22 protein-coding genes are annotated in these 23,891 nt (G+C 69.3%); 16 read left to right on the plus strand and 6 right to left on the minus strand.

Features of this window, described 5'->3' with window-relative positions; translation table 11 throughout:
* The first annotated feature begins 198 nt into the window (after positions 1–198).
* From ACOQPP_RS06220 to ACOQPP_RS06240, 5 genes are all read left to right on the plus strand, one after another.
* Positions 199–816, plus strand: coding sequence for a HEAT repeat domain-containing protein (locus tag ACOQPP_RS06220; RefSeq protein WP_419165213.1), 618 nt, complete (start codon positions 199–201; stop codon positions 814–816).
* Entirely contained in the window at positions 813–2,288 is a 1,476-nt protein-coding gene (locus ACOQPP_RS06225) for an amidohydrolase family protein (protein WP_419165212.1), read from the plus strand. The genes ACOQPP_RS06220 and ACOQPP_RS06225 overlap by 4 nt, the downstream gene beginning before the upstream one ends.
* Positions 2,289–2,308: 20 nt before the next feature.
* Positions 2,309–3,466 (plus strand): CapA family protein, encoded by a 1,158-nt coding sequence (locus tag ACOQPP_RS06230; protein ID WP_420636049.1) that lies wholly within the window; start codon positions 2,309–2,311, stop codon positions 3,464–3,466.
* A 52-nt stretch (positions 3,467–3,518) separates the two neighbouring features.
* A complete protein-coding gene (locus ACOQPP_RS06235) occupies positions 3,519–5,189 on the plus strand; it encodes a serine hydrolase domain-containing protein (RefSeq protein WP_420636050.1) in 1,671 nt (556 codons plus the stop codon).
* 125 nt (positions 5,190–5,314) lie between these two features.
* Complete coding sequence (locus ACOQPP_RS06240) at positions 5,315–6,988, plus strand: serine hydrolase domain-containing protein (RefSeq protein ID WP_420636051.1); 1,674 nt, start codon at positions 5,315–5,317, stop codon at positions 6,986–6,988.
* A 60-nt stretch (positions 6,989–7,048) separates the two neighbouring features.
* Here ACOQPP_RS06240 and ACOQPP_RS06245 read toward each other — a convergent pair whose 3' ends face one another.
* The 4 genes from ACOQPP_RS06245 to ACOQPP_RS06260 form a co-directional block, all read right to left on the minus strand.
* On the minus strand, positions 7,049–7,621 hold the full coding sequence (locus ACOQPP_RS06245; protein ID WP_420636052.1) for a zinc-binding dehydrogenase: 573 nt from the start codon (positions 7,619–7,621) through the stop codon (positions 7,049–7,051).
* 138 nt (positions 7,622–7,759) lie between these two features.
* The gene (locus ACOQPP_RS06250; protein WP_420636053.1) at positions 7,760–8,125 is read right to left on the minus strand and encodes a hypothetical protein; all 366 of its coding nucleotides are present in this window, start codon (positions 8,123–8,125) and stop codon (positions 7,760–7,762) included.
* On the minus strand, positions 8,122–8,388 hold the full coding sequence (locus ACOQPP_RS06255) for a hypothetical protein (RefSeq protein ID WP_419165206.1): 267 nt from the start codon (positions 8,386–8,388) through the stop codon (positions 8,122–8,124). Before ACOQPP_RS06255 ends, ACOQPP_RS06250 begins: the two co-directional genes overlap by 4 nt.
* 187 nt (positions 8,389–8,575) lie before the next feature.
* Positions 8,576–9,022 carry an alcohol dehydrogenase catalytic domain-containing protein gene (locus ACOQPP_RS06260; RefSeq protein WP_420636054.1) on the minus strand — a complete coding sequence of 149 codons (447 nt, stop codon included), beginning with the start codon at positions 9,020–9,022 and terminating at the stop codon, positions 8,576–8,578.
* 185 nt (positions 9,023–9,207) lie between these two features.
* Between ACOQPP_RS06260 and ACOQPP_RS06265 the strand changes: the two genes are divergently transcribed.
* The 4 genes from ACOQPP_RS06265 to ACOQPP_RS06280 are packed head-to-tail and all read left to right on the plus strand — an operon-like array spanning position 9,208 to position 12,610.
* Positions 9,208–9,993, plus strand: a complete 786-nt coding sequence (locus ACOQPP_RS06265; RefSeq protein ID WP_419165204.1) for an SDR family NAD(P)-dependent oxidoreductase — start codon at positions 9,208–9,210, stop codon at positions 9,991–9,993.
* Positions 9,993–10,364, plus strand: coding sequence for a dihydroneopterin aldolase (gene folB, locus ACOQPP_RS06270; protein WP_419165203.1), 372 nt, complete (start codon positions 9,993–9,995; stop codon positions 10,362–10,364). The genes ACOQPP_RS06265 and folB overlap by 1 nt, the downstream gene beginning before the upstream one ends.
* Positions 10,361–10,903: a 2-amino-4-hydroxy-6-hydroxymethyldihydropteridine diphosphokinase gene (gene folK / locus ACOQPP_RS06275; RefSeq protein ID WP_419165202.1), complete on the plus strand. Its 543-nt coding sequence runs from the start codon at positions 10,361–10,363 to the stop codon at positions 10,901–10,903. The genes folB and folK overlap by 4 nt, the downstream gene beginning before the upstream one ends.
* Before the next feature lie 51 nt (positions 10,904–10,954).
* Positions 10,955–12,610, plus strand: coding sequence for a hypothetical protein (locus ACOQPP_RS06280; RefSeq protein WP_419165201.1), 1,656 nt, complete (start codon positions 10,955–10,957; stop codon positions 12,608–12,610).
* A 48-nt stretch (positions 12,611–12,658) separates the two neighbouring features.
* Here ACOQPP_RS06280 and ACOQPP_RS06285 read toward each other — a convergent pair whose 3' ends face one another.
* The gene (locus tag ACOQPP_RS06285) at positions 12,659–13,210 is read right to left on the minus strand and encodes a hypothetical protein (RefSeq protein WP_420636055.1); all 552 of its coding nucleotides are present in this window, start codon (positions 13,208–13,210) and stop codon (positions 12,659–12,661) included.
* A 139-nt stretch (positions 13,211–13,349) separates the two neighbouring features.
* Here ACOQPP_RS06285 and ACOQPP_RS06290 point away from each other — a divergent pair, with 139 nt between their 5' ends.
* The 6 genes from ACOQPP_RS06290 to ACOQPP_RS06315 all read left to right on the plus strand — a co-directional run bounded on the left by ACOQPP_RS06290 (position 13,350) and on the right by ACOQPP_RS06315 (position 21,297).
* A complete protein-coding gene (locus tag ACOQPP_RS06290; RefSeq protein WP_419165199.1) occupies positions 13,350–14,267 on the plus strand; it encodes a DUF3810 family protein in 918 nt (305 codons plus the stop codon).
* A 31-nt stretch (positions 14,268–14,298) separates the two neighbouring features.
* A complete protein-coding gene (locus ACOQPP_RS06295; RefSeq protein ID WP_420636056.1) occupies positions 14,299–16,248 on the plus strand; it encodes a cation:proton antiporter in 1,950 nt (649 codons plus the stop codon).
* Positions 16,245–17,411: a pyridoxal phosphate-dependent aminotransferase gene (locus tag ACOQPP_RS06300; protein WP_419165197.1), complete on the plus strand. Its 1,167-nt coding sequence runs from the start codon at positions 16,245–16,247 to the stop codon at positions 17,409–17,411. Before ACOQPP_RS06295 ends, ACOQPP_RS06300 begins: the two co-directional genes overlap by 4 nt.
* Positions 17,408–19,243 carry a DUF4153 domain-containing protein gene (locus ACOQPP_RS06305; protein ID WP_420636057.1) on the plus strand — a complete coding sequence of 612 codons (1,836 nt, stop codon included), beginning with the start codon at positions 17,408–17,410 and terminating at the stop codon, positions 19,241–19,243. The genes ACOQPP_RS06300 and ACOQPP_RS06305 overlap by 4 nt, the downstream gene beginning before the upstream one ends.
* 152 nt (positions 19,244–19,395) lie before the next feature.
* Complete coding sequence (locus tag ACOQPP_RS06310) at positions 19,396–20,151, plus strand: hypothetical protein (protein WP_420636058.1); 756 nt, start codon at positions 19,396–19,398, stop codon at positions 20,149–20,151.
* Between the two features lie 18 nt (positions 20,152–20,169).
* A complete protein-coding gene (locus ACOQPP_RS06315) occupies positions 20,170–21,297 on the plus strand; it encodes a hypothetical protein (RefSeq protein WP_420636059.1) in 1,128 nt (375 codons plus the stop codon).
* Positions 21,298–21,310: 13 nt separating this feature from the next.
* On the opposite strand, the gene ACOQPP_RS06320 is transcribed toward ACOQPP_RS06315, so the two are convergent.
* Positions 21,311–23,083 carry an amidohydrolase gene (locus ACOQPP_RS06320; RefSeq protein ID WP_419165193.1) on the minus strand — a complete coding sequence of 591 codons (1,773 nt, stop codon included), beginning with the start codon at positions 23,081–23,083 and terminating at the stop codon, positions 21,311–21,313.
* A gap of 147 nt (positions 23,084–23,230) precedes the next feature.
* On the opposite strand from ACOQPP_RS06320, the gene ACOQPP_RS06325 reads away from it, so the two are divergent.
* Entirely contained in the window at positions 23,231–23,854 is a 624-nt protein-coding gene (locus tag ACOQPP_RS06325; protein ID WP_419165192.1) for an outer membrane beta-barrel protein, read from the plus strand.
* The last annotated feature ends 37 nt before the right edge of the window (positions 23,855–23,891 follow it).

The raw sequence follows: 23,891 nt of genomic DNA on the forward strand, positions 1-23,891 counted from the left end.
CCTAGCGCCATGGCCGCAAGCCGCCATCAACAGGCGCCCGCCGGTCCCCGCTTGACGGCGCCGAGTCCGCCCGGCGATTCTCAGGAGCAGGATCCGTTTCGGGGCCGGTGGGTCGCTTCGGGCCCCGAAAGTCGCGGTCGGCGCCCGGGTGTCGCGCTATCCGGGGCGCCGGACGACCCTCACCGTGAGCGGGACGGCATGACGGAAGGCGCGCGCTGCGGCACCCAGCTTCACGAGTCGGCGCACGCGGCGACGATCCGCAGGATGATCGCTGCCGCCCCGCCCTTTCGCCCGGGTGCATCGGCCGCCGAACTGGTCGAGGAGTTCGCGACTCCCGCCAACCGCATGCCCGCCTTCCTCGCCCTCCATGAGCGCGGGGAGGAGGCCCTGCCCCACATCCGGGCCGGTCTCCGGCACCCCGACTGGCAGGTGCGCCGCTGGTGCGCCCTGTTCGCCGACAACTTCGCGGACGCGGAGACCCTTCGCGCCCTGGTTCCTCTCCTGGGCGATCCGAAGAGTCAGGTGCGCGTGTGGGCCGTTCATTCGCTCGCCTGCGAGACCTGCAAGGACGGCCCGAACCCCGTCGATCCGATCCCGCTGCTGCTGGAGCGGATCGCGACGGACGAGAGCCTCAGGGTGCGACGGCAGGCGGTCGCGATGCTCGCCCACCATCTCCCGCCCGACCCGCGCGTGACCTCCGTCTTCCGGAGAATTCTCGCGGAGGAAGAGGACCGGAAGCTCCGGCTTCACGCAGAGGGTGGCCTGAAGCGCCACAGGGCCGCCGCGACGGCGGCATCGGGAGGCGCACCGTCGTGAGAACGCCGCCGGACCCGGGAGCGCCCGGCCGCGAAGGCTCGATCGAGCGGCGCGACTTCCTGCGGGGCGCCGCGCTGGCCGGCGCCGGACTGGCCGTGGGCTGCGGATCCAGCGCCGGGGAGATGGACCGCACCCGAGCGAACCGCGCGCAGGCGACCGACTCCGGCGCGGGGCCCGCGCCGCCGCTGCTGATCCACGGGGCGAGCGTCTTCGACACCCGCACCGGCACCATGCGCCCCGACACCAGCGTCCTCGTCCGGGACGGCCGCATCGAGGTCGTCGCCGCCGCGGCCGAACTCGGCCCCGGCAGCGACGCCGCGGAGGGCGCTACGCGGGTCGATGGCGCCGGCCTCTTCCTCCTCCCCGGCCTCATCGACGCGCACGTACACGTCAGCCACATCCTCTACCAGTCGCACATGACGGGCGACGAGGTCCTTCCCTTCTACCTCGGCCATGGGGTCACCTCAATCCGCAGCACGGGCGACAACGTCCCGGCCCAGCGCCTCGTCGAACTCTTCGCCGACGACCACCCGGAGATCTCGCCCAGCGTCTTCCGCTGCAGCTTCCTGATCGACGGCGACCCCCCCTGGCATCCGGACGTCGGCTGGGCGCTCCGGACGCCAGAGGAGGTCGAACCCTTCGTGGCGGACATGGCGGCGTGGGGCGTGAAGACGCTGAAGGTCTACGTGGGCACGGGGAGGGAGATCGGAAGACGCGTGATCGAGGCCGGCCACGAGCATGGCCTCGTCGTGACCGGACACCTCCTCGATTACCACACGGCGGACGCGGTGCGCGACGGTCTGGACTGCATCGAACACATCTACACGGTGTCGAACTTCCTCCTCGACGATCCGGAGGACCGGCACTCCATCAACCTGGATTCGGACGAGTGCCGCCGCCTCGTCGACCTTATCGCCGAACACGAGGTCCACGTCGATCCGACGCTGATGGTCTTCTGGGGTACGCTGCTGTTCATGGACCTCCCCGAGGTCTACGGACATCCCGACCACGATCCGATGCCGGCCCGGCTCAAGGCCTTCTGGGACCGCGACCGCGAGGTGCGCATCCTCGACTGGGGCGCGGCCCCCCTGTCCGTACGGGAGGGGACGTGGGAGAAATACCTGCGCCTCACCGGCATGCTTCGCGACGCGGGCGTCCGGCTGCTCGCGGGGACCGACGCGCCGGAGCCGCAGGTCGCTCCGGGGGCCTCGCTGCACCACGAGATGGAATTCCTCGTCGATGCCGGACTCTCGCCGGGAGAGGCCCTCACGGCGGCGACGTTCGAGAACGCGCGCATCCTGAGGGAGGAGGAGAACCGGGGTTCGATCGAACCGGGACTCGTCGCCGACCTCGTCCTCCTCGAGGCCGACCCCCTCGACGACATCCGGAACACGCGGCGCATCCGGAGCGTCGTCCGTGACGGGCTTCTGCTCGACCCGGCCCGGATCCTGGCCGCGGCGCCGACCCAGTGACCCCGCGACCGGAGGTTCCCATGCCCTCAGCCCGCCGCAGGATCCCGCTCGCGCTCCTCGCCGGCGCCTGGGCGCTCGTCCCCGCGGCCCATCCGCTCGCCGGGCAGGAGATCACGTTCGTCGCGGTCGGCGACATCGAGTGGTCGCGAACGACCAGGGCGCCCTCGATGTTCTACGACGCCCCGCAGCGGGGCGGAGGCGGCGTCCCGTGGGACCGCGAGGATGGCTGGATCCGCGTTCCCTACGCCGCGAATCCGGAATCCCGGGCCTTCCTCGAGGCAGCGCTCGGTACCACGCTGATCGGCGAGAACGCGCACCACCTGCGGGCGCACCGCTACGGCCTTTCGTTCGACGACCGGACGGAGGAGGCCCGCTATCCGCTGCGCCGCGCGGCGGATGTCCTGCGCGCGGCGGACATCGCGTTCGCCGACGCCCTCGCCTGGGCCGGCATCGACATCGTCGCCACCGCAAACAACCATGCGCTGGACGCCGAGGGCGAGGGGCTGCTCGACACGATCCACCATCTGAGCCGGGCCGGGGTCGGCCACGCCGGGACCGGACGCGACCTCGAGGATGCCCGACGCCCGTACGTCCTGGAGCGCCGCGGCCTCCGCATCGCGTTCCTCGCCTATGCCCAGTTCGTCAACGACGGCGGCTCCTCGTTCGCGACCCCGGAACAGTCGGGCGTCGCCCCGATGGACCCGTTCCCGATCCGCGAGGACATCGCCCGCGTCCGCGACCAGGCGGATCTCGTTCTGGTGAGCTTCCACTGGGGGATCGAGAACAGCCAGGACGTCCACCCCGGCATGCGCGCCTTCGCGCACGAGGTCCTCGACGCCGGAGCTGACGCGATCCTGGGCCACCATCCCCACGTGCCGCGGGGGATCGAGGTCCGGGACGGGAAGCCGATCGTCTACTCGATGGGGAACTTCATCTTCGGGCACGGTCACGACTACTGGATGGACAACATCGCCGTCCGCCTGCACATGGGGCCGGACGGCGTGACCCGGGTCGACGTCCTCCCCCTCGCCGGACGCGGAGACGACCTCTCTCGGCCGTACGTCCTCGAGGGCGACGCCGCCCGCACCCTGCTCGAAGACATCCGGACGCGGTCTGCCGAGTTGGGCACCACCCTCCGCATCGAAGGGGACGAGGGCGTCATCGACATCGGACGTTGATGGGGTCGGGTCTCGAACCCCATTCAGGAGCAGAACGATCAGGAGCGGAACGATGAAGACACGGCTCTGGACGCTCACCCTCCCTCTCGCGACGGGACTCGCCTGCGCGCAGGCGGACTCCGGCGAATCGCCGGACGGCGCGGTCGAACTCGCGGCCCTCGACGCCGTGTTCGCCGAATACGACGATCCCGAAGGGCCCGGCTGCGCCTTCGCCGTCGCGAGAGACGGACAGGAGGTCATGGCGCGCGCCTACGGGATGGCCAACCTCGAGTGGGACATCCCGAACACGCCGGAGACCGTGTTCGAACCGGGGTCGGTCTCGAAGCAGTTCACCGCCGCGGCCACGATCCTGCTCGCACTCGATGGACGGATCGAACTCGACGACGACATCCGCGAGTACTTCCCCGAGATGCCCGATTACGGCACGCCGATCACGGTACGCATGCTGATCCACCACACGAGCGGGCTGCGGGACTGGGGGTCGGTCGCCGGTATCGAGGGCTGGGCGCGCACCACCCGTATCCACACGCACAAGCACGCACTCGACATCGCCAGCCGGCAGCGCGCGCTGAACTACGAGCCGGGCCTCTACTACTCCTACACGAACACCGGATACAACCTCCAGGCGATGCTCGTGGAGCGCGTTACGGGACGGACCTTCGACGAATTCTCGCAGGCGCGGATCTTCGGGCCGCTCGGGATGACGAAGACCGAGTGGCGCGACGACTTCACCGAGATCGTCGAAGAGCGCTCCGCGGGTTACCGGCGGGGAGACGACGGCCAATGGCACATGCTCATGCCGTTCGAGAATGTGCACGGGAATGGAGGGCTGCTCACGACCGTCGGGGACCTCCTGAAGTTCACTCGGAATCTGGACACGGGCGACGTGGGCGGCCCGGAATTCATCCGTCTGATGCACGAGGAGGGAACGCTCGACTCGGGTCGGCGGATCGGCTATGCCGGCGGGCTCCGCGTGGGCGAGTACAAGGGGGTGCGCGAAGTCTCGCACTCCGGGTCCACGGCCGCGTACCGGGGTTTCCTGACCCGCTATCCCGATCACGGTGTGGCCGTTTCCCTCATGTGCAACGCGCGCGAGGCCGACTCGGGCGGACTCGCCCGGCAGGTGGCGGAACTCTACCTCGCCGACGCCATCACCGAGGCGTCCCCCGCCGATCCGGCAGGAGCGGATGTCGATCCGGCACGGGTCGCCGCCTTCGCCGGAGGATACCGGGACACACGAACGGGACAGTATCTGGAACTGACGGCGGACGGTTCGTCGCTGCGCCTGGGCGGAGGCATGCGGGGGCTTCAGCTCATGGCGGCGAGCGAGACTGAGTTCACAGCACCGGCGGGCGTGTCCATCGCGTTCGAGGCGGGGGCGGAGGGTGGGCGACCCGCTGCGATCATGAACACACCGGGCGCCGTGGACGTGCGCATCGAACCGGTCGGTGAGTTCTCGCCGACGGCGGCCGACCTCGCCGACTACGCCGGGGCCTACCGCAGTGACGAGGCCGAGGTCACGTACTGGGTCGAGGTGGAGGACGGGAGCCTGGTGCTCAAGGACCGCTATGGCGACGGCGAGACGCTCGACCCCGTCTACCCCGACGCGTTCACCCGGGGGGGGACCACCTACATCTTCCACCGGGGCGACGGGGGACGCGTCACCGAGGCGAGTCTCAGCCAGGGACGGGTCTGGGACCTCCGCCTCGACCGCGTCCCATAGATGCCCCCCCGGGCGCCAGATCTCGACGGGGCGCGTGCGGGCACCGACATTGCATCGTTGGCCGATCCGACGGCTACAGCCGTTCACGAGGCCTCGCGTTCCGCAATTCAGTCAGGAGGAAGACGATGAAGACACGGCCCTGGACGCTCATCCTTCCCTTCGCCGCGGGACTCGCCTGCGCGGACGCAAGCCCCGGTGACTCGAGGGGAGACACGGTCGACCTGGCGGCTCTCGACGCCGTGTTCTCGGACTTCGCCGACCCGGAGGGACCGGGGTGCGCCTTCGCCGTCGCGAGAGACGGACAGCAGGTCATGGCGCGCGCCTACGGCCAGGCCAACCTGGAATGGGACATCCCGAACACGCCGGAGACCGTGTTCGAACCGGGGTCGGTCTCGAAGCAGTTCACGGCGGCGGCCACGATCCTGCTCGCACTCGATGGACGGATCGATCTCGACGACGACATCCGCGAGTACTTCCCCGAGATGCCCGACTACGGCGAGCCGATCACCGTGCGCATGCTGATCCATCACACGAGCGGGCTGCGCGACTGGGGGTCGGTCGCCGGCATCGAGGGCTGGGCGCGCACCACCCGTATCCACACGCACAAGCACGCGCTCGACATCGCCAGCCGGCAGCGCGCGCTGAACTACGAGCCGGGCCTCTACTACTCCTACACGAACACGGGATACAACCTCCAGGCGATGCTCGTCGAACGCGTGACGGGGCAGACCTTCGACGAGTTCTCGCAGGAGCGGATCTTCGGCCCGCTCGGGATGACGAAGACGCAGTGGCGCGACGACTTCACCGAGATCGTGGAGGAGCGCTCCGTCGGATACACGCCAGGGGAGGACGGCGAATGGCACATGCTGATGCCGTTCGAGAACGTGCACGGGAACGGCGGCCTGCTCACGACGGTGGGAGACCTGCTCAGGTTCACCCGCAACCTGGACACGGGCGATGTCGGCGGCCCCGAGTTCATCCGTCTCATGCACGAGCAGGGCACGCTCTCGACCGGGCGACGGATCAGCTATGCCGGCGGGCTCTTCGTCGGCGACTACAGGGGCGTGCGCGAAGTGCAGCACTCCGGAGGCACCGCGGCGTACCGTGGCTTCCTGACGCGCTTCCCGGACCACGGCGTGGCCGTGTCCGTGATGTGCAACGCGGGGCCGGCCAACCCCGGGGGACTCGCCCGCGAGGTGGCCGAACTGTACCTCGGCGACGCCGTCGGCGAGGAGTCGGCGGCCGATGACGTGGCGGGGGTGGAACTCGACCCGGCCCGCGTCGCCGGACTGGCCGGCGGGTACCGGGACACCCGCACGGGGCAGTTCATGGAGCTGACCGCGGACGGCTCGTCCCTGCGCGTTGGCAGCGGACTCGGCGGCCTGGAACTCACGCCCGTGAGCGAGACGGAGTTCGTCTCCCCGGACGGCGTGTCCATCGCCTTCGAGGGGACCGGAGAGGGCGGGAGGCCCGCCGCGATCATGAACACGCCGGTGGCCGATGACGTCCGCATCGAGCCGGTGGGCGCGTTCGCACCCACGGCGGCCGCCCTCGCCGCCTATGTCGGGGCCTACCACAGCGACGAGGCCGAGGTCACGTACTGGGTGGAGATCGAGGACGGAAGCCTCGTGCTGAGGGATCGCTACGGGGACGGCGAGGCGCTCGAGCCCGTCTATCCCGACGCCTTCACCCGGGGAGGCACGACCTACATCTTCCACCGGGGCGAAGGCGGCCGCGTCAATCAGGCGAGCCTGAGCCAGGGCCGGGTCTGGGACCTCCGCTTCGAGCGGGTGCAGTAAGCCGGCCACGCGCCGCTGCGGCGGGGAGTTGACGGCCTCCGAGCGCCGGGGCGTCGCTGGTCAGATCTCGACGAGGACCTTCCCGCCGGCGCGGCCGGACTCGAGCAGTTCATGGGCGGAGGCGGTCTCCGCCAGCGGGAACGCCTTCGCGATCCGGACCTCGAGTTTCCCCGCGGCGAGCCAGGTCGTGAGGTCCCGGATCGCGGCGCGGCGCGCGGGGGCCGGGAGCAGATAGCCCTGCACGAAGTGGATCCGCGCGTCCCTGAAGGCGAGCGGATAGTAGTCGAGCCGTAGTTCGGGACCCGAGGTCGAGGAATAGGAGGCGATGGTCCCGTTCCGGCGGAGTACCGCCACGTCCGTGCCGAGGTTGGCGGCGAGGTCCACCTCGATCACGCGGTCCACGCCTTCACCCTCCGTCAGATCGAGAATCCGGCTGGCCACATCTTCGCGCCGGTAGTCGATGACGTGCCGCGCCCCGCCCTCGCGCGCGACCGCCGCCTTGGCGGAGCCGCTCACCGTCGCGATCGCCTCCGCCCCGCCGAGGGTGGCGAGTTGCACCGCGAGGTGGCCCACGGCGCCGGCGCCCCCCTGGACGAGGATTCGGCGGCCGCCGACCGGCCCGCTCCCGTACACCGCGTAGTGAGCCGTGGGCCGACCTCGAAAAGCCTTGTGTTGTAAGGAGATTCGAGAGAGAAGCCGCTAGTTGTGTTGTCCGTTGTTACCTAGCAACCGGGGGGTTTTCGCGGGATTCTCTAGCGGAGAAGCAGCCACCTATCTAGACGCATCCTCTTCCTGCTGACCTTCGGCGCTCGCGCGACGCGCGTCGTCAAGCAGGATTTCCACAATGCGATCAAGACGGCCCTCAACGCGGACCAGATGGTTGCCGAGACGGGTTTCGACTCCCGTGATGTCCTCTTTCAAACCGGTTTCAACTGCGGTTATGTCCTCCTTCAAGCGGGCCTCAACTGCGGCGATGTCTTCCTTCGTACTGCGCAGCATTGTCCACGTCAAACCGAACCACGCAATCAGCACTGCCGCCATGCCCGCATTCGGATGGCGCCACCACCCCGCTTTACGCGCGGCGTCGCTTGAACCCGCGACCCCGGGCTCGGGAGTCTGTTCTTCCAGGGCGGTCATCCCTCATCCTCCTTCAACCACTCCCACAGCGAACGAGCAGCGTGACCGGCGTAGGACCGGTTGAGCCTGAAAACGACCCCGGACACGAACCTCTCCTCGCCTTTGATCCCGGCAGCAACGGAAACATTCTCTGCGAGTTGCTTCGTTCGGACCAGAAAGGTTGTGGCGTTGATTCGGTACACGTTGTCGGGTTCGTATTTGTCATGTAGGCTCTCGATGGTCCGTACTTCCGGTGCCTGGATCATGACGGCAAATGTATTCATCTCCCCCCCTCCGAATCGATGGTTTTCAGCGGTCCCCTAGAAGAGGTTGGAGCGGCCCAACAACCACCCGTCATTAAACCATACACGGAAGTCTACGCGCGGGGTTCAACGGATTGCAACGGCCCGAAGTCTCAAGCTGCTGGGTTGAGGCCCGCAGGGCACGTTGCCGCTTGAGAGGTACGCGCAGTCACCGCCACACACCGGAGAACCCGCGCCGCTTCGGCGTAGTGCGCCGTGCAGCCCGGTACGCCGAGCCCGGCTCCCTCGGCGAAGGACGCGTGCTCGGGCAGCGCCACGGCCCGGTCGACGGGAACGGTGACGAAATCCGCCGCCGTTCCGACGGCCGTTCGGCCCCCTGCGCGTTCCAGAGCCACACACGCTCCCCGACCCGCGCCGGGTCCACTCCCTCTCCCACCGCGTCGATCGTCCCGGCGCCGTCCGAGTGGGGGACGATTCGCGAGTGACGCATGGACAGGCCGATCCAGCCCGCCCGCCGCTTCGTGTCGGAAGGGTTGGCGCCCGAGACCGCCATCCGCACGCGGACCTCTCCCGGCCCCGGCGCCGGCGCCTCAAGTTCCCCGAACCGAAGCACTTCTCGCGCGGGGCCCGTCGTCTCGTACCAGATCGCTCTCACGCGCCTCCTCCGCGCGGGGCCGTCCACCGGCCCAGCGCCGGATTCCGGATCGTGCGGGGCAATCGGGCGCCCGCGGGTTCCCGGAGGCAATGCCCCCGCAAAATGCCTCTTCGGGCGAGGACCGTGTACATTCACGGCGCTCGACACCCGCGCGCGCGCTCTCTCTCGGGGACGGAGAAAACGAAGTGAAGCTTGAAGGGACGGTCGCGCTCGTGACCGGAGGGGGCCTCCGACTGGGGCGCGCGCTCGCGCTCGGCCTGGCCGAGGCGGGGTGCGATGTCTTCATCCATTACCGCGCCTCGCTGGAGGCCGCCGAGCGCACCGCCGACGACGTACGAGCCGTGGGCCGCCGGGCGGCGACCGCCGCTGCCGACCTCACCGACCCGGCGCAGCTCGATGGTGTGTTCGAGACGTTCGACGCGCGCTTCGACCGCCTCGACATTCTGGTGAACTCGGCGGCCAGCTTCGAGCGCATTCCGTTAGACGAAGTAACCATCGCCGAGTGGGATGCCGTTCAGGCACTCAACCTGCGCGCGCCCTTCCTCATGACGCAGCGGGCTGCCGCCCGCATGGGGGCCGTCGTGGACCGGCGCGGCAGCCTCGGGGAACCTTGGGCGCCCGGCGTCATAATCAACATGTCGGACATGGCGGGCGTCGCCGCCTGGAAGGGGTTCACGCCGCACGGGGTGAGCAAGGCGGGCCTCCTGCACCTGACGAAGACCGCCGCGCGGGAACTCGGACCGGACGTACGCGTAAATGCCATCGTACCCGGCCCGATCCTCCCGCCCCCCGGCGAGACGGCGGAGGACGCGGAATGGGCGCGGAAGGGTCGCCGCGTTCCCCTCGCGCGCACGGGGGAGCCGGCGCATGTGGCCCAGGCGGCCGTGTTCCTGGCCGCGAACGACTACGTGACGGGAGCGACGATCCATGTGGATGGCGGCGAGCACCTGCTGCCGGGAGGAAGAGGCTGATGGCGGCGCGCGACACCATCATCATCCGCGATCTCCTCGTCAGAGGGATCATCGGGGTCAACGAGTGGGAACGCGAGAAGAAACAGGACATCGTGATCAACATGGCTCTGGCCGTGGATGCCCGGACCGCCGGCGAGTCGGACGATGTCGGGCACGTGCTCAACTACCGGACGCTCACGAAGCGCATAATCGCACACATCGAGGAGGCCGAGCCGTATCTGGTGGAAGCCCTCGCGCACCAGCTCGCGCGGATCGCGATCGTGGACTTCGGCGCCGAACGCGCGAAGGTCCGCGTCGAGAAGCCCGGTGCCCTGCGCTACGCGCGATCGGTCGGGATTGAAGTCGAACGTTCGGCGGCGGACTACGCGTGAAGACGGACCGCTCCGCGGCCGCCCGCGAGCCGGAAGCCGTGCGGCGCACCGTCCTCCTGGCGCTGGGATCCAACATCGAGCCGGAGCGACACATCCTCGCGGCCCTCGATGCGCTCGACGAAGTGCTCGGCATCGAGGCGCTCTCGGCCATCTACGAAGCCGATCCGGTGGGGAGCCCGGGAACGCCCCGCTTCCTCAACGCGGCCCTGCGTCTCACGACCGGGCGCAGCCCGAGCGCACTGAAGTTCGACGTGATCCGCCCGCTGGAGCGGCGGCTGGGACGCCGGAGGACCTCCGACCCGAACGCGCCCCGCACGATCGACATCGACATCGCGGCGGTGGAGGGGCTCATCGTCGACCGACACGACCTGCGGCTGCCGGATCCCGAGATCCTCACGCGCGCATACCTGGCGCTGCCGCTGGCCGATGTGGCGCCGGGGTTCCGGCACCCCATCGAGGGGCTGACACTCGGCGAGATCGCCGCCCGTTTCAGCGACGAACCCGGGGTCAGGAGACGCGACGATGTACGGTGGCCGTGACCGCGGGACCACCGTACCTTCCGGCCCCATGATCCGGTCGGAGGCCCCCCGGTGAGGGGCATTCACCCCGCCCCGCTCCGGGGCGCGAACGTCGCTCGCATCTTGCTCCTGATGGGCCTTTCCACTGCGCCCGAGGCGCGCGCGCAGGCATCCCCCCCTGCCCAGGGGACGGGCGCGGGCGCGATCATCGACACCGTCATCATCACCCGGCGGGACGTGTTCCTCCCCGAACAGGCGGACGAAAACTTCATTTACCGCCTGGGGAACGGGTTGCATGCGATGACACACGCCTGGGTGATCCGCCGTGAACTCCTCCTCGGGGCGGGGATGCCGTACGACTCCCTGCTGGCCGCCGAGAGCGAGCGCAACCTCCGCCGCCTCGGCCTCTTTCACCGGGTCCGCGTAGACACGGCTCGGGTCGACGGCCAACTGGCGCTCGACGTGCGCTCCCGCGAAGCTTGGAGCCTGCAGCCCCGGTTCACGGGCCGGTTCGCATCGGACGGCACGATCACGGGTACTTTCGGCGTCACGGAGACCAACCTCGCGGGCACCGGCAACGCGATGCGGGTGTGGTACGTGCGGGAGACGGACCGCGACGGGATGGACCTGCGGCTCACGTCCAACCGGGTGGGGTCGACCCGGCTGTGGGCCAGCGGAACGTGGCAGAACCTGTCGGACCGCGACGTCGTTTCGTGGATTGTCTCGAACCCCTTCCGCTCGTTCTCGGATCGGTCCGCGTTCTACTACGAGGGGCGGAGTTTCCGGGGACGGATCCCGCAGTACCGACGAGATCACCCGGACTCGCTCCGGACGATCGACTGGCGGCGGCGGGCGCTGATCAACCGCTTCACGGGCACGCTTGCCCCGATCGCCAGCGCGCGAGGGTTCCTGCGCGTGGGGGCCACTCTGGAGGTCCGCCACGAGGAGCACATGCGGCTGGAGAATCCCCAAGTGGATGTCGACAGCCTATACGCGACGGTTCCGGATTCGGTCTACGGCCTGGTCGGCGCATTCGTGGAGTGGCAGCGCGCGCGGTTCGAACGCGTGGAGCGCTTCAACGGCTTCGCCGAAGAGGATCAGAATCTGAGCGACTACGTGTTCTTCTCCCTGAAGCTCGCGCATGAGGAATTCGGGTACGCGTCCACGGGGGTGGGCGCGCGCCTCCTCCTCTCATCCGGCAGGCGGGCCGGCTCGGCGATCCTGAAGGGTCGCCTCGACGGCGGCGGTCTGTTCAACGCCGCGGGCCTCGACTCCGGCTACGTGTACGGCAGCGGCACGGCGGCCGTGCGCGCGACCGACCGGAACACGACCTTCCTCCGCGCCATCGGAGGGGTCCAGGAGTCTCCCCGCCCGGGGTCCGAGCACGACATCGGCTTCCAGATCCTCCCCCGCCTGTGGGGACCGCACGCCTTCGTGGGGACCCGGACGCTCCAGGCGACGCTCGAGCACCGCTCCTATCTCGTCGACAATTTCGCCAATATCACCGGGATCGGCGTGGGCGCGTTCGTCGATTACGGCGGCGCCTGGTATCCGGATCAGGACACGAGGCTGGGGGGCAACGTGGGGGTCACGATTTTCGGGGGTTCACCGCTGTCCTCGTTCGCGCAGGTGACGAACGTCAACGTCGGATACCGGTTCGGGGGCGGCATTTCAGGCTCCGAGACCTCCAGGTGGGCCTTCAATTTCGGCGGCGGCATACGATTCTGACCGCCCCCGCAGCGCCCTCCGGCGCGGGCGGCTCGCGCGGCCAAGCTGCTAGGGCAGCAGGATCCCGCCGGCGATGAGGAGTTGTCCACCCCCCTGCAGTTCGTACCTCAGTTCGACGAAGGGGGTGAATCCGACGAGCGGAAAGCGGAACCCGGCGACGAGGTTGAGGCCGAAGAGGCTTTCGGAGCTTCCCTCGCCCTCGTCGGAGCCGTCATCGGATCCCTCATCGGACCCGGACGGGACCTCCTGCCAGGCAAAGTTCGCGCCACCGCCGATGTACGGGACGAGGTTCGTCGCGCGGGCGATCGAGAGGTCCCCGAGCACGTTCACGTTGAGTTCCCGGTAGTCGTAGTCGCCTCCGGGGTCCCCCAGACCCGAATCGGGAAAGAAGTAGTCGAAGGAAGCGGCGACCCACACCCCCGGGGCGACCCAGGGGACGGCCGCCTGCGCGCGCGGGCCGAGTCCGAAGTCCGCGTCGTCCCCGAAGCTGACCTGTCCCCCGACCTTGATCTCCTGCCCCGCGAGCGGGACGGCGCCGAGAGCGATCGCCAGCGCGACCCCCGGCACGACTCGCAACGACCCCGACCTGCTTCGACGCATGCTCCCCTCCCTCTCTGTCCGGACTCGCGAGCGCGCGGGCGTCGGCGCGCGTATGCCCCACGGACGCCCTTTCGCCCCATACGGTTGCCACGCGTCCCCGGATTCCGGACTTTCGTGCACTACTCGCGGACGAGGACCCATGGACAGACTCCGGATCCCCAACATAGCGACGTACCTCCCGATCGCGCCTTCGGATTTGCTTCTGGCGGCCCCCCTCGCGGCGAGGATTCTCTTCGGCGCGAGCCCGGCCGGCCGGGCCCTCCAGGTGGCGGCGCTCGGCGTGTACGCGGGGAGCGCGGCCATCGACTGGGCGATCCGCGCGGACGCCCGGCGGGTGGACTTCGAGGAGGCGTTCGGGTTCGACCCGCTTCGTCCGCCCCCGGCCTCCGAGAAGGATCGCCTGGGGGATGTCGAACGTCTCGTGGCCCGCCTGAACGACAACTACCTCCCGATGCGGACCCCCCGGAAGGAACTGGCCGAGCAGGTCGACCTCCGGCTGACCGATTTCCTGGCCGAACTCACGGGGCAACGGCTCGAGACGAGCGCGCAGGTTCGGGATTTCATGCTCGCGCAGATCGTGTTCCCCTTCGCCCTCGGGGCGGCGGACCCGTTGACCGGCGACGTCGCCATCTTCCGGAGCACGGGGGTGTTCGAACCGCACGTGATCGCGCACGAGTTCTGTCACCGGAAGGGGTACCTCAAGGAAGTCGAGGCGCAGATCCTCGGCTACCTCGCGCTGGCGGATTCCGGCGAACCCGTGCTCGAGCAATCCGCGTTCTGCGAGCGGCTCGACCGCCAGCTATGGGTGCTCGCCGACCGGGACGCCGCCGCGTACAACGAGATGCTCGTCGACGCGGGTCTGCGTGAGGAGTTGCGAGCGGCCTTCGAGCTGCGTCACCCGAACGAGGGCGGGCTGGCCGGCGTCGTGGGGCCGATCATGAAGAACGCCTATGATGCCCGGATGAAGTTCACGGGCCAGAACGGCCTCTCCGACTACGACGAGGGGTTCACGAACTTCCTCCTCGCCATCGAGCGGGAGCCGGTGGAAGGGACCTGATGCCCACCCGCGGAGCCGCGGCCCCCATACCGTGAATCTCCAGGATCCCGCACTCACGTTCGCGCTCGCGCTCGCCGCGGGCGTGGTCGTGCAATCCGTGGCTCGACACGTCCGGGTGCCCGGCATCCTCTTCCTGCTCGCGACCGGCATCCTGCTGGGGCCCGAGTTCGCGAACCTCGTGCGGCCCGAGACGCTGGGCGAAGGCCTCAACCCCATCGTTGGGCTCGCGGTGGCCGTGATCCTGTTCGAGGGCGCGCTTCAGCTCAACATCGGCCGGCTGCGGCGCGAAGCGCTCGTCATCCGCCGTCTGATCACGCTCGGGGCGCTGATCACGATCGCCGGGGCGACGGTCACGGCCATGCTCGCTCTGGGCTGGAGTCTCCAGGTCGCGCTGCTGTTCGGCGCGCTGGTCTCCGTCACGGGCCCCACGGTGATCAACCCGCTCACGCGGCGGATCCGCCTCCGGAACAAGCTGCGCACGATCCTCGAAGCCGAAGGCGTTCTCATCGACCCGGTCGGGGCCATTCTCGCGGTGGTCGCCTTCGAGGTGGCGCTGGCCTCGACCGCGGGCGAGGTGGGGGCGGGCGTCCTCGGCCTGCCCAGACGGCTCGGGCTCGGGCTCGTGATCGGGGTCGCGGGAGGGGTCGCGATCGGCGGTCTGCTGAGGCTGCGCCGGGCGGTCCCGTCCGACCTGCGGAACATCTTCACCCTCGCGATGGTTCTGGCCCTCTACCAGGCCTCGCATGCCCTCCTGCCCGAAAGCGGCATCATGACGGTCGCGATCGCGGGGCTCGTGGTCGGCAACATGGGTCCGCGGCACGCGCGCGAACTCGTCGAGTTCAAGGAGCAACTCACCTACCTGCTCGTCGGCCTCCTCTTCGTGCTGCTGTCGGCCGCCGTGGACCTGGCCGACGTGTGGGCGCTGGGCGCCGGGGGCATCGTGACCGTCATCGTGCTCGTCGTGCTCGTCCGCCCGCTCTGCGTCCTGGCCTGCACGCGGGGAGCGGGACTCGAGCGCAACGAACAGGCCTTCCTCGCCTGGCTCGCACCGCGCGGCATCGTCGCCTTCGCCGTGTCGTCCCTGTTTGCGGCGGAACTCGCGCACATGGGGATGGAGGCACAGGGGGATCAGCTCCGCGCGATGGTGTTCCTCGTCATCGCCGTCACCGTAGTCGTACTCGGGGGGACGGGCGGGCTCATGGCCGGACTCCTGCGGGTGCGGAAGCCGTCCAACTACGGGTTCGTCGTGGTAGGGGCCAATCCGGTGGGACGCGCCCTCGCGCGTACGCTGCGGGCGGCGCGAACAGGCGACGCTCCGATCGTCCTCGTCGACACCAACCCGACCGAGGCGGGCGTCGCGGAGGGTGAGGGGTTCCGGATCGTACTCGGCAACGCGAACGAACCGCGGACCCTCGTGAGGGCCGGGGTCGAATCGCGGCGCGCCGTCGTCGCCCTCACCCCGAACGAAGGCGTGAACCTGCTGATCGCGAAACGCGTGGGAGAGGCCGCCCCGAGCGTCGCCCGCCTGGTCGCCATAGATCCGCTGACCCCGGGTGTGGGCCCGGAGCAGGTGGACGAGAGCGAAGCCGCCGTGCTGTTCGGGTCGGGCATCGACTACGAGCGCTGGGCGCACCACTTTCGGCGTGACCGCGTCGTGATCGAACCGCTCATCTTCGAAGGCACCCCGGGGCTGCGCGTCACGCAGCTGGACGCGCTGGCCGACCGCCAGTTCCCCGCCCTCGCGCTCGTCCACCGGCGCGGAAGGCGCGAGCAGCCGGTGTCCACGAACACCGTTCTCAAGTCGGGAGATGTGGTCTGGTTCGGCTGGCTGCGCGATCATGGGGAACTCGTGGAGCCCCGGCTCGAAGGCGCCGGGTTCCGACGGCCGGACCGCCCGGCCTCCGCCACGCGGACGGAAGACCCCGGGGAAGATTCCGCCAACCCGGAAGCAGAAGAAGAAGAGGAAGAACGGAGTTCATGAACATACATACCGCTCGGCGGACGCACGGCTTCACCGAGTCCGTCATCCGCATGATGACCCGGATCTCGAACGAGCACGGCGCGATCAATCTCTCGCAGGGCTTCCCCGACTTCGAGTCGCCGGACACGCTCAAGATCGGAGCGGCGCGCGCGATCTACGACGACGTGAACCAGTACGCGATCACGTGGGGCGCGAAGCGGTATCGCGACGCGCTCGCCGCCGCCTACGGCGAGTGGTACGGTCTCGACGTCGATCCGGAGAAGCACCTCACGGTGACCTGCGGGGCGACCGAGGCGATGATGTCCGTGCTGCTGGCCGTGGTCGATCCCGGCGAAGAGGTCATCGTGTTCGAGCCCTTCTACGAGAACTACGGCCCCGACACCACGCTCTGCGACGCGACCCCCGTCTTCGTGCGGCTGACCAGCGACTGGCGTATCGACTTCAACGTCCTGCGGGCCGCGTTCAGCGACCGGACCCGCGCGATCATCGTCAACACTCCGAACAATCCGACGGGCCGGGTCTTCACGCGCGAGGAGCTGGAGAAGATCGGGGTCCTGTGCCAGGAGTTCGACGCCTACGCAATCACGGACGAGGTGTACGAGCACATCCTCTACGACGGCGCGGAGCACATCCCCATGGCCACGCTGCCGGGGATGCGGGATCGGACGATCACCATCGGCGCCGCGTCGAAGACCTTCGCCATCACGGGGTGGCGGATCGGGACGATCATCGCGCACCCGGAGCTGTCCGACGCCATCCGGAAGGTCCACGACTTCCTCACGGTGGGCGCCCCCGCGCCGCTGCAGGAGGGGGTCGCCGCCGGACTCGAGATGCTCCCCGCCTCGTATTACGGGGGGTTGTCCGACTTCTACGGCGCGAAGCGGGACCTCTTCTACCCCGCGCTGGTGGAGGCGGGGTTCCGCTGCCGGGAGCCGGAGGGCGCGTACTACGTGCTGGCGGACTTCTCGGATCTCTCGGATCTGCCGGACGACGAGTTTTCCTTCTGGCTCACGCGTGAGATCGGGGTCGCGCCGGTCCCCGGATCCAGCTTTTTCCACGACCCGGCGGACGGGCGGAAGCTGGTGCGCTTCGCGTTCTGCAAGACGGAAGATGTCCTCGAACAGGCGGCCGAGCGCCTCGTGAACGTGAGGGCCCGCGTATGAAGCTGCCCTCGATCCAGCGCCTCGCCTCGGCGGCATGGGCCACCGCGCAGCGGTTCCCGGTCGTCCTCCTCTGCGGGTTCGTCGCCGCCATCGCCGCCATGAAGGCCGTGGAGGCGGACACGTTCGAAGCCCTGCGACCCGTCGCGGCGGCCAGCCTCGGACTGCCCCTGCTCACGGGCCTGACGCTGTTCGCCGAGCGCCGGGGGCTCGCAGCCGTACAACACTGGGCGCTCCGCGCGCTGGGCCTCGCCGTGCTCCTCCTGTTCTATTGGCGCTGGCCGAACTGGAGTGAGCCGATCACGGCGATGCGCTACTTCCACTTCAGCGCCACGCTGCACCTCATGGTCGCCTTCGTCGCCTATCTCGGGGTCCGCGAGCCGAACGGCTTCTGGCAGTTCAATCGAACCCTCTTCTTCCGATTCTGTCTCGGCGGCATCTACACCTACGTCCTGTTCGGCGGGCTGGCGCTCGCCATGGCCGGCATCGACAATCTGTTCGGGATCGACATAGACGATCTCAACTATCCGCGACTGCTCTTTTTCCTCGGCTTCGTCTTTCAGACCTGGTTCTTTCTCGCGGGCGTACCGCGTGACCTCGAGCCGCTGGAGCGGCGAGACGACTATCCGCCGGGGCTTCGCGTCTTCGCGCAGTATGTGCTGCTTCCGCTCGTCTCCCTGTACCTGGTCATCCTCACGGCCTACCTCGGACGCGTGGTGATCACGACGACGTGGCCGAGCGGCTGGATCGGCTATCTCGTTTCGGCGCTCGCGGCGCTCGGCATCTTCTCGCTCCTCCTCGTCCACCCCCGGCGCGGCCGCGAGGGCCACGCCTGGATCGACAGGTACGCCCGGATCTTCTGGATCGCGCTCCTCCCGTCGGTCGCCATGTTGCTGCTCGCCATCACGCAGCGGATCGGCCAGTACGGCATCACCGAGCGCCGCTACCTGCTCTTCGTCCTCGCGGTCTGGCTGGGCGCCACCGCCCTCTTCTACGCGGTGTCGCGGTCGCGCGAGATCAAGGGGATTCCGCTCAGTCTGGCCGTGCTCGGCCTCCTCACCTTCGTCGGCCCCTGGTCCGCGTACGATGTCGCGGAGCGCAGCCAGGTCGGACGACTCGATGGCCTGCTGACCGCGCACGGGGTGCTGCGGGAGGGAAGGGTCTCGCCGGCGGCGGCCGAGATCCCCGTCGAGGTTCCCGCCGCAGACTGGCGGCAGATCAACGACATCCTGGCCTATCTGGCGGGCTGGCACGGGACGGCCGGCATCGACGGCTGGTTCGAGGGTGGCGTGGCCACGGTCGACACGATCGGGGACGGGACCGCGCCCTCTTCGTGGGCCGAAGCCGGGCGCCGCGCCACGCTCATCGCCGACCATTTCGGCCTCGCGCCCGGGGAGGGGTTGCTGCCGGACCCCCGCGGTTTCACCGGGATCTCGCCCCCCGGGGGCCGGGACGCCGCCGTCCCCCTGTCCGGTTTCGATCGTGCGCTCTTCGACGTGAACCTCCTCACCGGCCGACGCATGCTCGATGGGGATACGCTGGCGTTCGACGCCACGGCGGACAGCCTCGGCGCGAGGATCCGTCTCGGCGAGACGGAGTTGGCGACCGCCTCCTTCGCAGGGCTGATCGCCCGGGCGTCACGGTCGGGCATCCCGACCGCGCCCGGACGCGTCGAACTGCCGCCCGACTCACTGCACCTTGATTTCACCCAGGCGGGCGTCACGGTCCGGATCCAGATCACGACGCTGCGCGTCCGGCTGACCGACGACGAACAACGGCCCGTCAGCGTGAGGGGTACGGTGCTGTTCAGGCGCGAGGAAGACCCCGATCCGTAGCCGTCTTCGCGCGGCCCGCGGCCCGGAGCCGGCCCCGTGAGGGAACACAACCCTTTGCGGCGGGGTTCTGTCACATTGAAGGGCGAAACCCGCTACGGCGCGGATTCGTAGATTCACCGGGTCGCCGACTTTTCTCCCGCGGAGTATTCGACGTGAAGCTGATCCGACAAGCCGTCGCCGCGTTCGCTGTCTGGGCCGTCTTCCTCTATGCCTGGGCTGCCGTCTCCCACCTCACCGACCTGGCCGGACCGGCCCGCATCAGCAGCGCCTCGATGGGACTGGTGGCGGACGTCCTCGAAGTCCTCGATCCGCCGGGCGCGCTCGCGGCTCCGCCACGCCTCGCCGCGGCGCAGGTCCGGCGAGCAGCGGACGCCGCCGGAGCCGTGCATGGCGCGATCGAGCACTCCGCGGGCGCGTTCGTCGACCGGCTCGGGCACGCCCGGGCGCACTCGCCCCGCGATGTCCTGGAGAGGCTTCTGGAAGGACTTCAACAGAGGCTCGGGGCGCAGCGGATCCTGCGCGCGCCGAACGGGCGAATCTCGATCAGGTCGAACGCGCGGTTGGCACGGACCCTGGAGCGCCGTGAGCGGCTGTGGGCCGACCAGACGCAGACTCTGGACTCCGGGGAGGATGTGCGCCTCCACGTCGGCCTCGGCGGCGAGACCATCTGGCTGGACGCCGGGATCTTCCGGCCGGACGCCGGGACCATCGAGCTGGACGTCACGAGAGCACCGCACGCGGAGTTGCACAGGGTGCTGCGCGGACGCGCCGCGGCCACGGAGGCGGAACGCTCCGGCCCGCAGCTCTCGGTGCAACTGGACGCCGGCGTCGACCGGGACAAGGTCAAGAAGTGGCTCGAGAAGCTGCTCGATCTGCTGGAGGATCTGGAAGCGTCCGACACGCGTTGAGCCAGCGTTGAGCCAGCGTTGAGCCATATGGGGTCCCGCCGCCACCGATCTCCGGTCGCCGTCGTCGGGATCCTCGCCGCGGTCAACCTGCCCGGACTGGCGCCAGCCGTAGCCCAGGAGGCGCACGCCGGCCACGCCATGACGACGGAGGATCCGAAGCCGACCACGTCGACGAAGAGCATCCGCGTCGTCAACGATCCGGGGCGCAAGGAACTCGCCATCGTGTTGGGGCCGATCGATCTGCCCGCGCATTCCTCGCACCACATGGAACAGCTTCCCGTGCAGGAAGGCGTCTTCCCCTTCGACATGACGATCCGCGGCTACCGGACCCATATCCTCGACGCGGACGGAGAGCCCGTACCGCGCGTCGTCCTGCACCACATGAACCTCCTCGAGCCCGGACGGCGCGAACTCTTCCTGCCGATCATGCTGAGGGTGCTCGCCGCGAGCCATGAGACGCCGCCGGTACGCATGCCGGGCTGGCTGTTCGGTCTCCCCGTGCGGGGGGGCGCGACCTTCCTCGCGCTGACCATGCTGCACAACCCGACGGAGGAGGCCTACGAGGGCGTCACCGTCCATCTGACGCTCGAGTACGAGCGGAACGAGGCGCTGCCCCTGTATCCCGTGACGCCGTTCCACGTAGACGCCATGTACCCCGAGGTCTCCGCGACGAAGGCGTGGGACCTTCCGCCCGGACGCTCGACGAAGTCCTGGGACGCCAGCCCGGCGATCCGCGGGCTGATCATCGGGATGGGCGGACACCTGCACGCGCATGCGACCCGGCTCACGTTCCGGAACCTGACCACCGGCGAAGTCCTGTATGACGTACGGCCGAGAGTCGATGGGGGCGGACGGATCGTCGACATCCCCATGCTCATGCACCAGGGCCGCGGCGTCGGGGCGCTCGTCGTCCCGGGGAACACCTACCGCATCACGGCCGAGTACCGGAACCCGTTCGACTCGGTGATCGAGGACGGGGGCATGGCGACGGTCGCCGGGGCCTTCATCCCGCTCGAGGGCTGGCCCGCGGCGAATCCGCGCGAGCCGCTGTTCGCGGCCGACTACGACTGGGTCATCCGCAGCCAGGTCGAACACGGCGCCGTGCACGAGCGGCCCCACAAAGTGGCAGGCTCGCGGGGCCGGTGAGCCGACGGCCCGGTCAGTTCTCCCGGCTGTACTCCACGCGCCCGTCGATGATGGTGTGGTCGACCTCGGTCTGGAGGATCTCGTCGGCGGGGATCGTCAGGATGTCCCGTGACAGGACGGTGATGTCGGCCAGCTTCCCGACTTCCAGCGTTCCCTTGAAGTCCTCCTCGAAGGCGGCGTAGGCGTTCGCCCACGTGTACGACTTGAGCGCCTCCTCGCGCGTCATCGCCTGGCCATCGAAGAACGTCGACCCGCCCTCGATGAGGCGCGTGACCGTGCAGTGGAAGCTCGCCAGCGGGTCGGCGTCCTCCACGGGCACATCCGTGCCGTTGGTGACGATCGCCCCGGCTCGCATCAGGTCCTGCCACACGTAGGCGCCCGACCGCGCCCGGCCCTCGCCCAGCCGCAGCATGACCCAGGGTCCGTCGGAGCAGGCGTGGATCCCCTGCATGGAGGCGATCACGCCCAGCCCGGCGAAGCGCGGGATGTCCGCCGGGTCGATGTGCTGCGCGTGCTCGATCCGCCAACGCAGGTCGCTGCGGTCCGGGTGATCGGCGAAGGTGCGCTCGTACAGGTCGAGCACCTCGCGGTTGCCGCGGTCCCCGATCGCGTGCGTGTTGACCTGGTATCCGCGCTCGATCGCCAGCCGCGCGACGCGCTCGATCTCTTCGGGCGTCGTCGTGGCGAGGCCGGTCGATGACGGCATGTCCGCGTAGGGCTGGAGGAGCCACGCGCCGTGCGAGCCTAGCGCCCCGTCCACGACCTGCTTGATCGACCGCACCGTGAGCCGGTTGTCCGCGTAGCCGATCATGCGGTACTCGGCGAGCCGCCCCGCGAGCGCCTCTGCCCCGCCCCGCAGCATCACGTACATCCGGACCGGCAGCGCGCCCTCATCGGCGAGCGTCCTGAGCAGATCCACCGTCCCGAAGCCCGATCCGGCGTCCTGGAAGCTCGTGATCCCCTTGCGGAGCAGGTCCTCGTTGGCGAGGCGCACCTGTTCGCGCGCCCGGGCCTCACGCTCGGCCTCCGAGCGCGCCGCCCCCTCCTCGTTGAAGACCCGCCGAGCCAGACCCTGCGCCGTCTCGCGCAGGACGCCGGTCGGACGCCCCGCCGCGTCGTGGACGATCTCGCCCCCGGGCGGGTTGGGCGTGTCGGCGTCGATCCCGGCCAGTGCCAGCGCCTTCCCGTTCACGAAGGAGGCGTGGCCGCTCGCGTGGGTCAGGATCACCGGATTGCCCGGACTCACCGCGCTCAAGCCTTCGTGCACCGGCTGCCCCTCGACCATCGGATCGGGCGGGCGGCTCCACTTCTCCTGATGCCACCCCCGGCCGCTGATCCAGACCCCGGGCTCGGCGTCCGCCGCCACCTCGGCCACCATGGCGACGATGTCGTCCCAGGTGTCCGCGGTCGTGAGATCGAGGATCATCTGCGCATTCCCAAGGCCCATGAAGTGGCCATGCCCCTCGATGAAGCCCGGAATCGCGAGTCGCCCCCCGAGGTCGATCACCCGAGTGCCCTCGCCAACCCAGTCAGCGACCTCGTCGTCGGCGCCGAGCGCGGCGATCCGTCCGTCTCTGGCCGCGAGGGCACTCACCACCGCTTCCCGGCCGTCGAGCGTGGCGATCTTTCCGTTGGTGAGGACGAGTTCGGCGACCCCCTCGGGCAGCGGGGAGACGTCGGCGCCCGCCGCTTCGGGGCTCTCCCCGGCGTCGGTCGCGCACGCCGCGGCGACGAAGAGGAGAAGCGGGAAAACGGAACGGCGCGCAAATGCGGTGCGTCGAATCATGGTACCCTGACCCTGGAAGTGAAGGTGACGGGTCATCATATCGAACGCGTGCGCGCGTCGCACCGACGCCGGTTGCGTACTTTCCCGTCCAAAGCCGTCGTGCGTACGTTCTTCGAGGGCCGAATCCGATGTTGGGAGGGGAACGTGGTGACGCGGATAAAGAGGAGCGCTCGATCTCGGTGGGGGTGGGTGGTGCTGAGCCTGGCCTGCGTCGTTCCGTCCACCGCTCACGCGCAGGTCGGTGTCCTGGCGGGTTACAACCGCGACGCCCTCGGCGATTTCCTGCCTGCCGGCGGCTTCGACTTCACCGATCTCAACGATGGCTTTCACATCGGGATCTTCCTCAACGTCAATCTCGCCTCCTTCGCGCTGCGGCCCGCCCTCGTGTATCACCGCGTCCCGAGCCTCGTCGCGACGGCGGGCGAGGAGCAGGTCCGGTTCGACATCGACCTCCTCGAGATCCCCGTCGACGTGCGGATTCGAATCCCGCTCCCGTCGGTCAGCCCCTACCTGCTGGCGGGACCCGTCTTCACCTTCCCGTCGAGCACCCTCGCGGGGGTCGATGACCTGTTCACGGCGCGTCCCATCCGTGCGGAATTCGGCGCCGGCCTGGAACTCGACCTGGGCCTCCGTCTGTGGCCCGAGGTGCGCTACGGGTTCGGGATCAACTCACTCATGGGTTCGGAGGTCCCGGTCGGGTCCTCGGTCCTCCGGGGCGACGGGAAGCCCCGCCTCGACACCCTGACGCTGCGACTCGGCATCAGCTTCTAGTTGAATCCCCGCCGAACATCCCCCATATTGCGCAACC

It is taken from the genome of Candidatus Palauibacter sp. (genome assembly GCF_965222475.1).
Classification (GTDB): Bacteria; Gemmatimonadota; Gemmatimonadetes; order Palauibacterales; family Palauibacteraceae; genus Palauibacter.

Coding starts and splice junctions, on each gene's coding strand:
- ACOQPP_RS06220 (WP_419165213.1), top strand. CDS start 199: ATGACGGAAGGCGCGCGCTGCGGCACCCAGCTTCACGAGTCGGCGCAC.
- ACOQPP_RS06230 (WP_420636049.1), top strand. CDS start 2,309: ATGCCCTCAGCCCGCCGCAGGATCCCGCTCGCGCTCCTCGCCGGCGCC.
- ACOQPP_RS06235 (WP_420636050.1), top strand. CDS start 3,519: ATGAAGACACGGCTCTGGACGCTCACCCTCCCTCTCGCGACGGGACTC.
- ACOQPP_RS06240 (WP_420636051.1), top strand. CDS start 5,315: ATGAAGACACGGCCCTGGACGCTCATCCTTCCCTTCGCCGCGGGACTC.
- ACOQPP_RS06250 (WP_420636053.1), bottom strand. CDS start 8,125: ATGACCGCCCTGGAAGAACAGACTCCCGAGCCCGGGGTCGCGGGTTCA.
- ACOQPP_RS06255 (WP_419165206.1), bottom strand. CDS start 8,388: ATGAATACATTTGCCGTCATGATCCAGGCACCGGAAGTACGGACCATC.
- folB (WP_419165203.1), top strand. CDS start 9,993: ATGGCGGCGCGCGACACCATCATCATCCGCGATCTCCTCGTCAGAGGG.
- ACOQPP_RS06285 (WP_420636055.1), bottom strand. CDS start 13,210: ATGCGTCGAAGCAGGTCGGGGTCGTTGCGAGTCGTGCCGGGGGTCGCG.
- ACOQPP_RS06290 (WP_419165199.1), top strand. CDS start 13,350: ATGGACAGACTCCGGATCCCCAACATAGCGACGTACCTCCCGATCGCG.
- ACOQPP_RS06300 (WP_419165197.1), top strand. CDS start 16,245: ATGAACATACATACCGCTCGGCGGACGCACGGCTTCACCGAGTCCGTC.
- ACOQPP_RS06305 (WP_420636057.1), top strand. CDS start 17,408: ATGAAGCTGCCCTCGATCCAGCGCCTCGCCTCGGCGGCATGGGCCACC.
- ACOQPP_RS06320 (WP_419165193.1), bottom strand. CDS start 23,083: ATGATTCGACGCACCGCATTTGCGCGCCGTTCCGTTTTCCCGCTTCTC.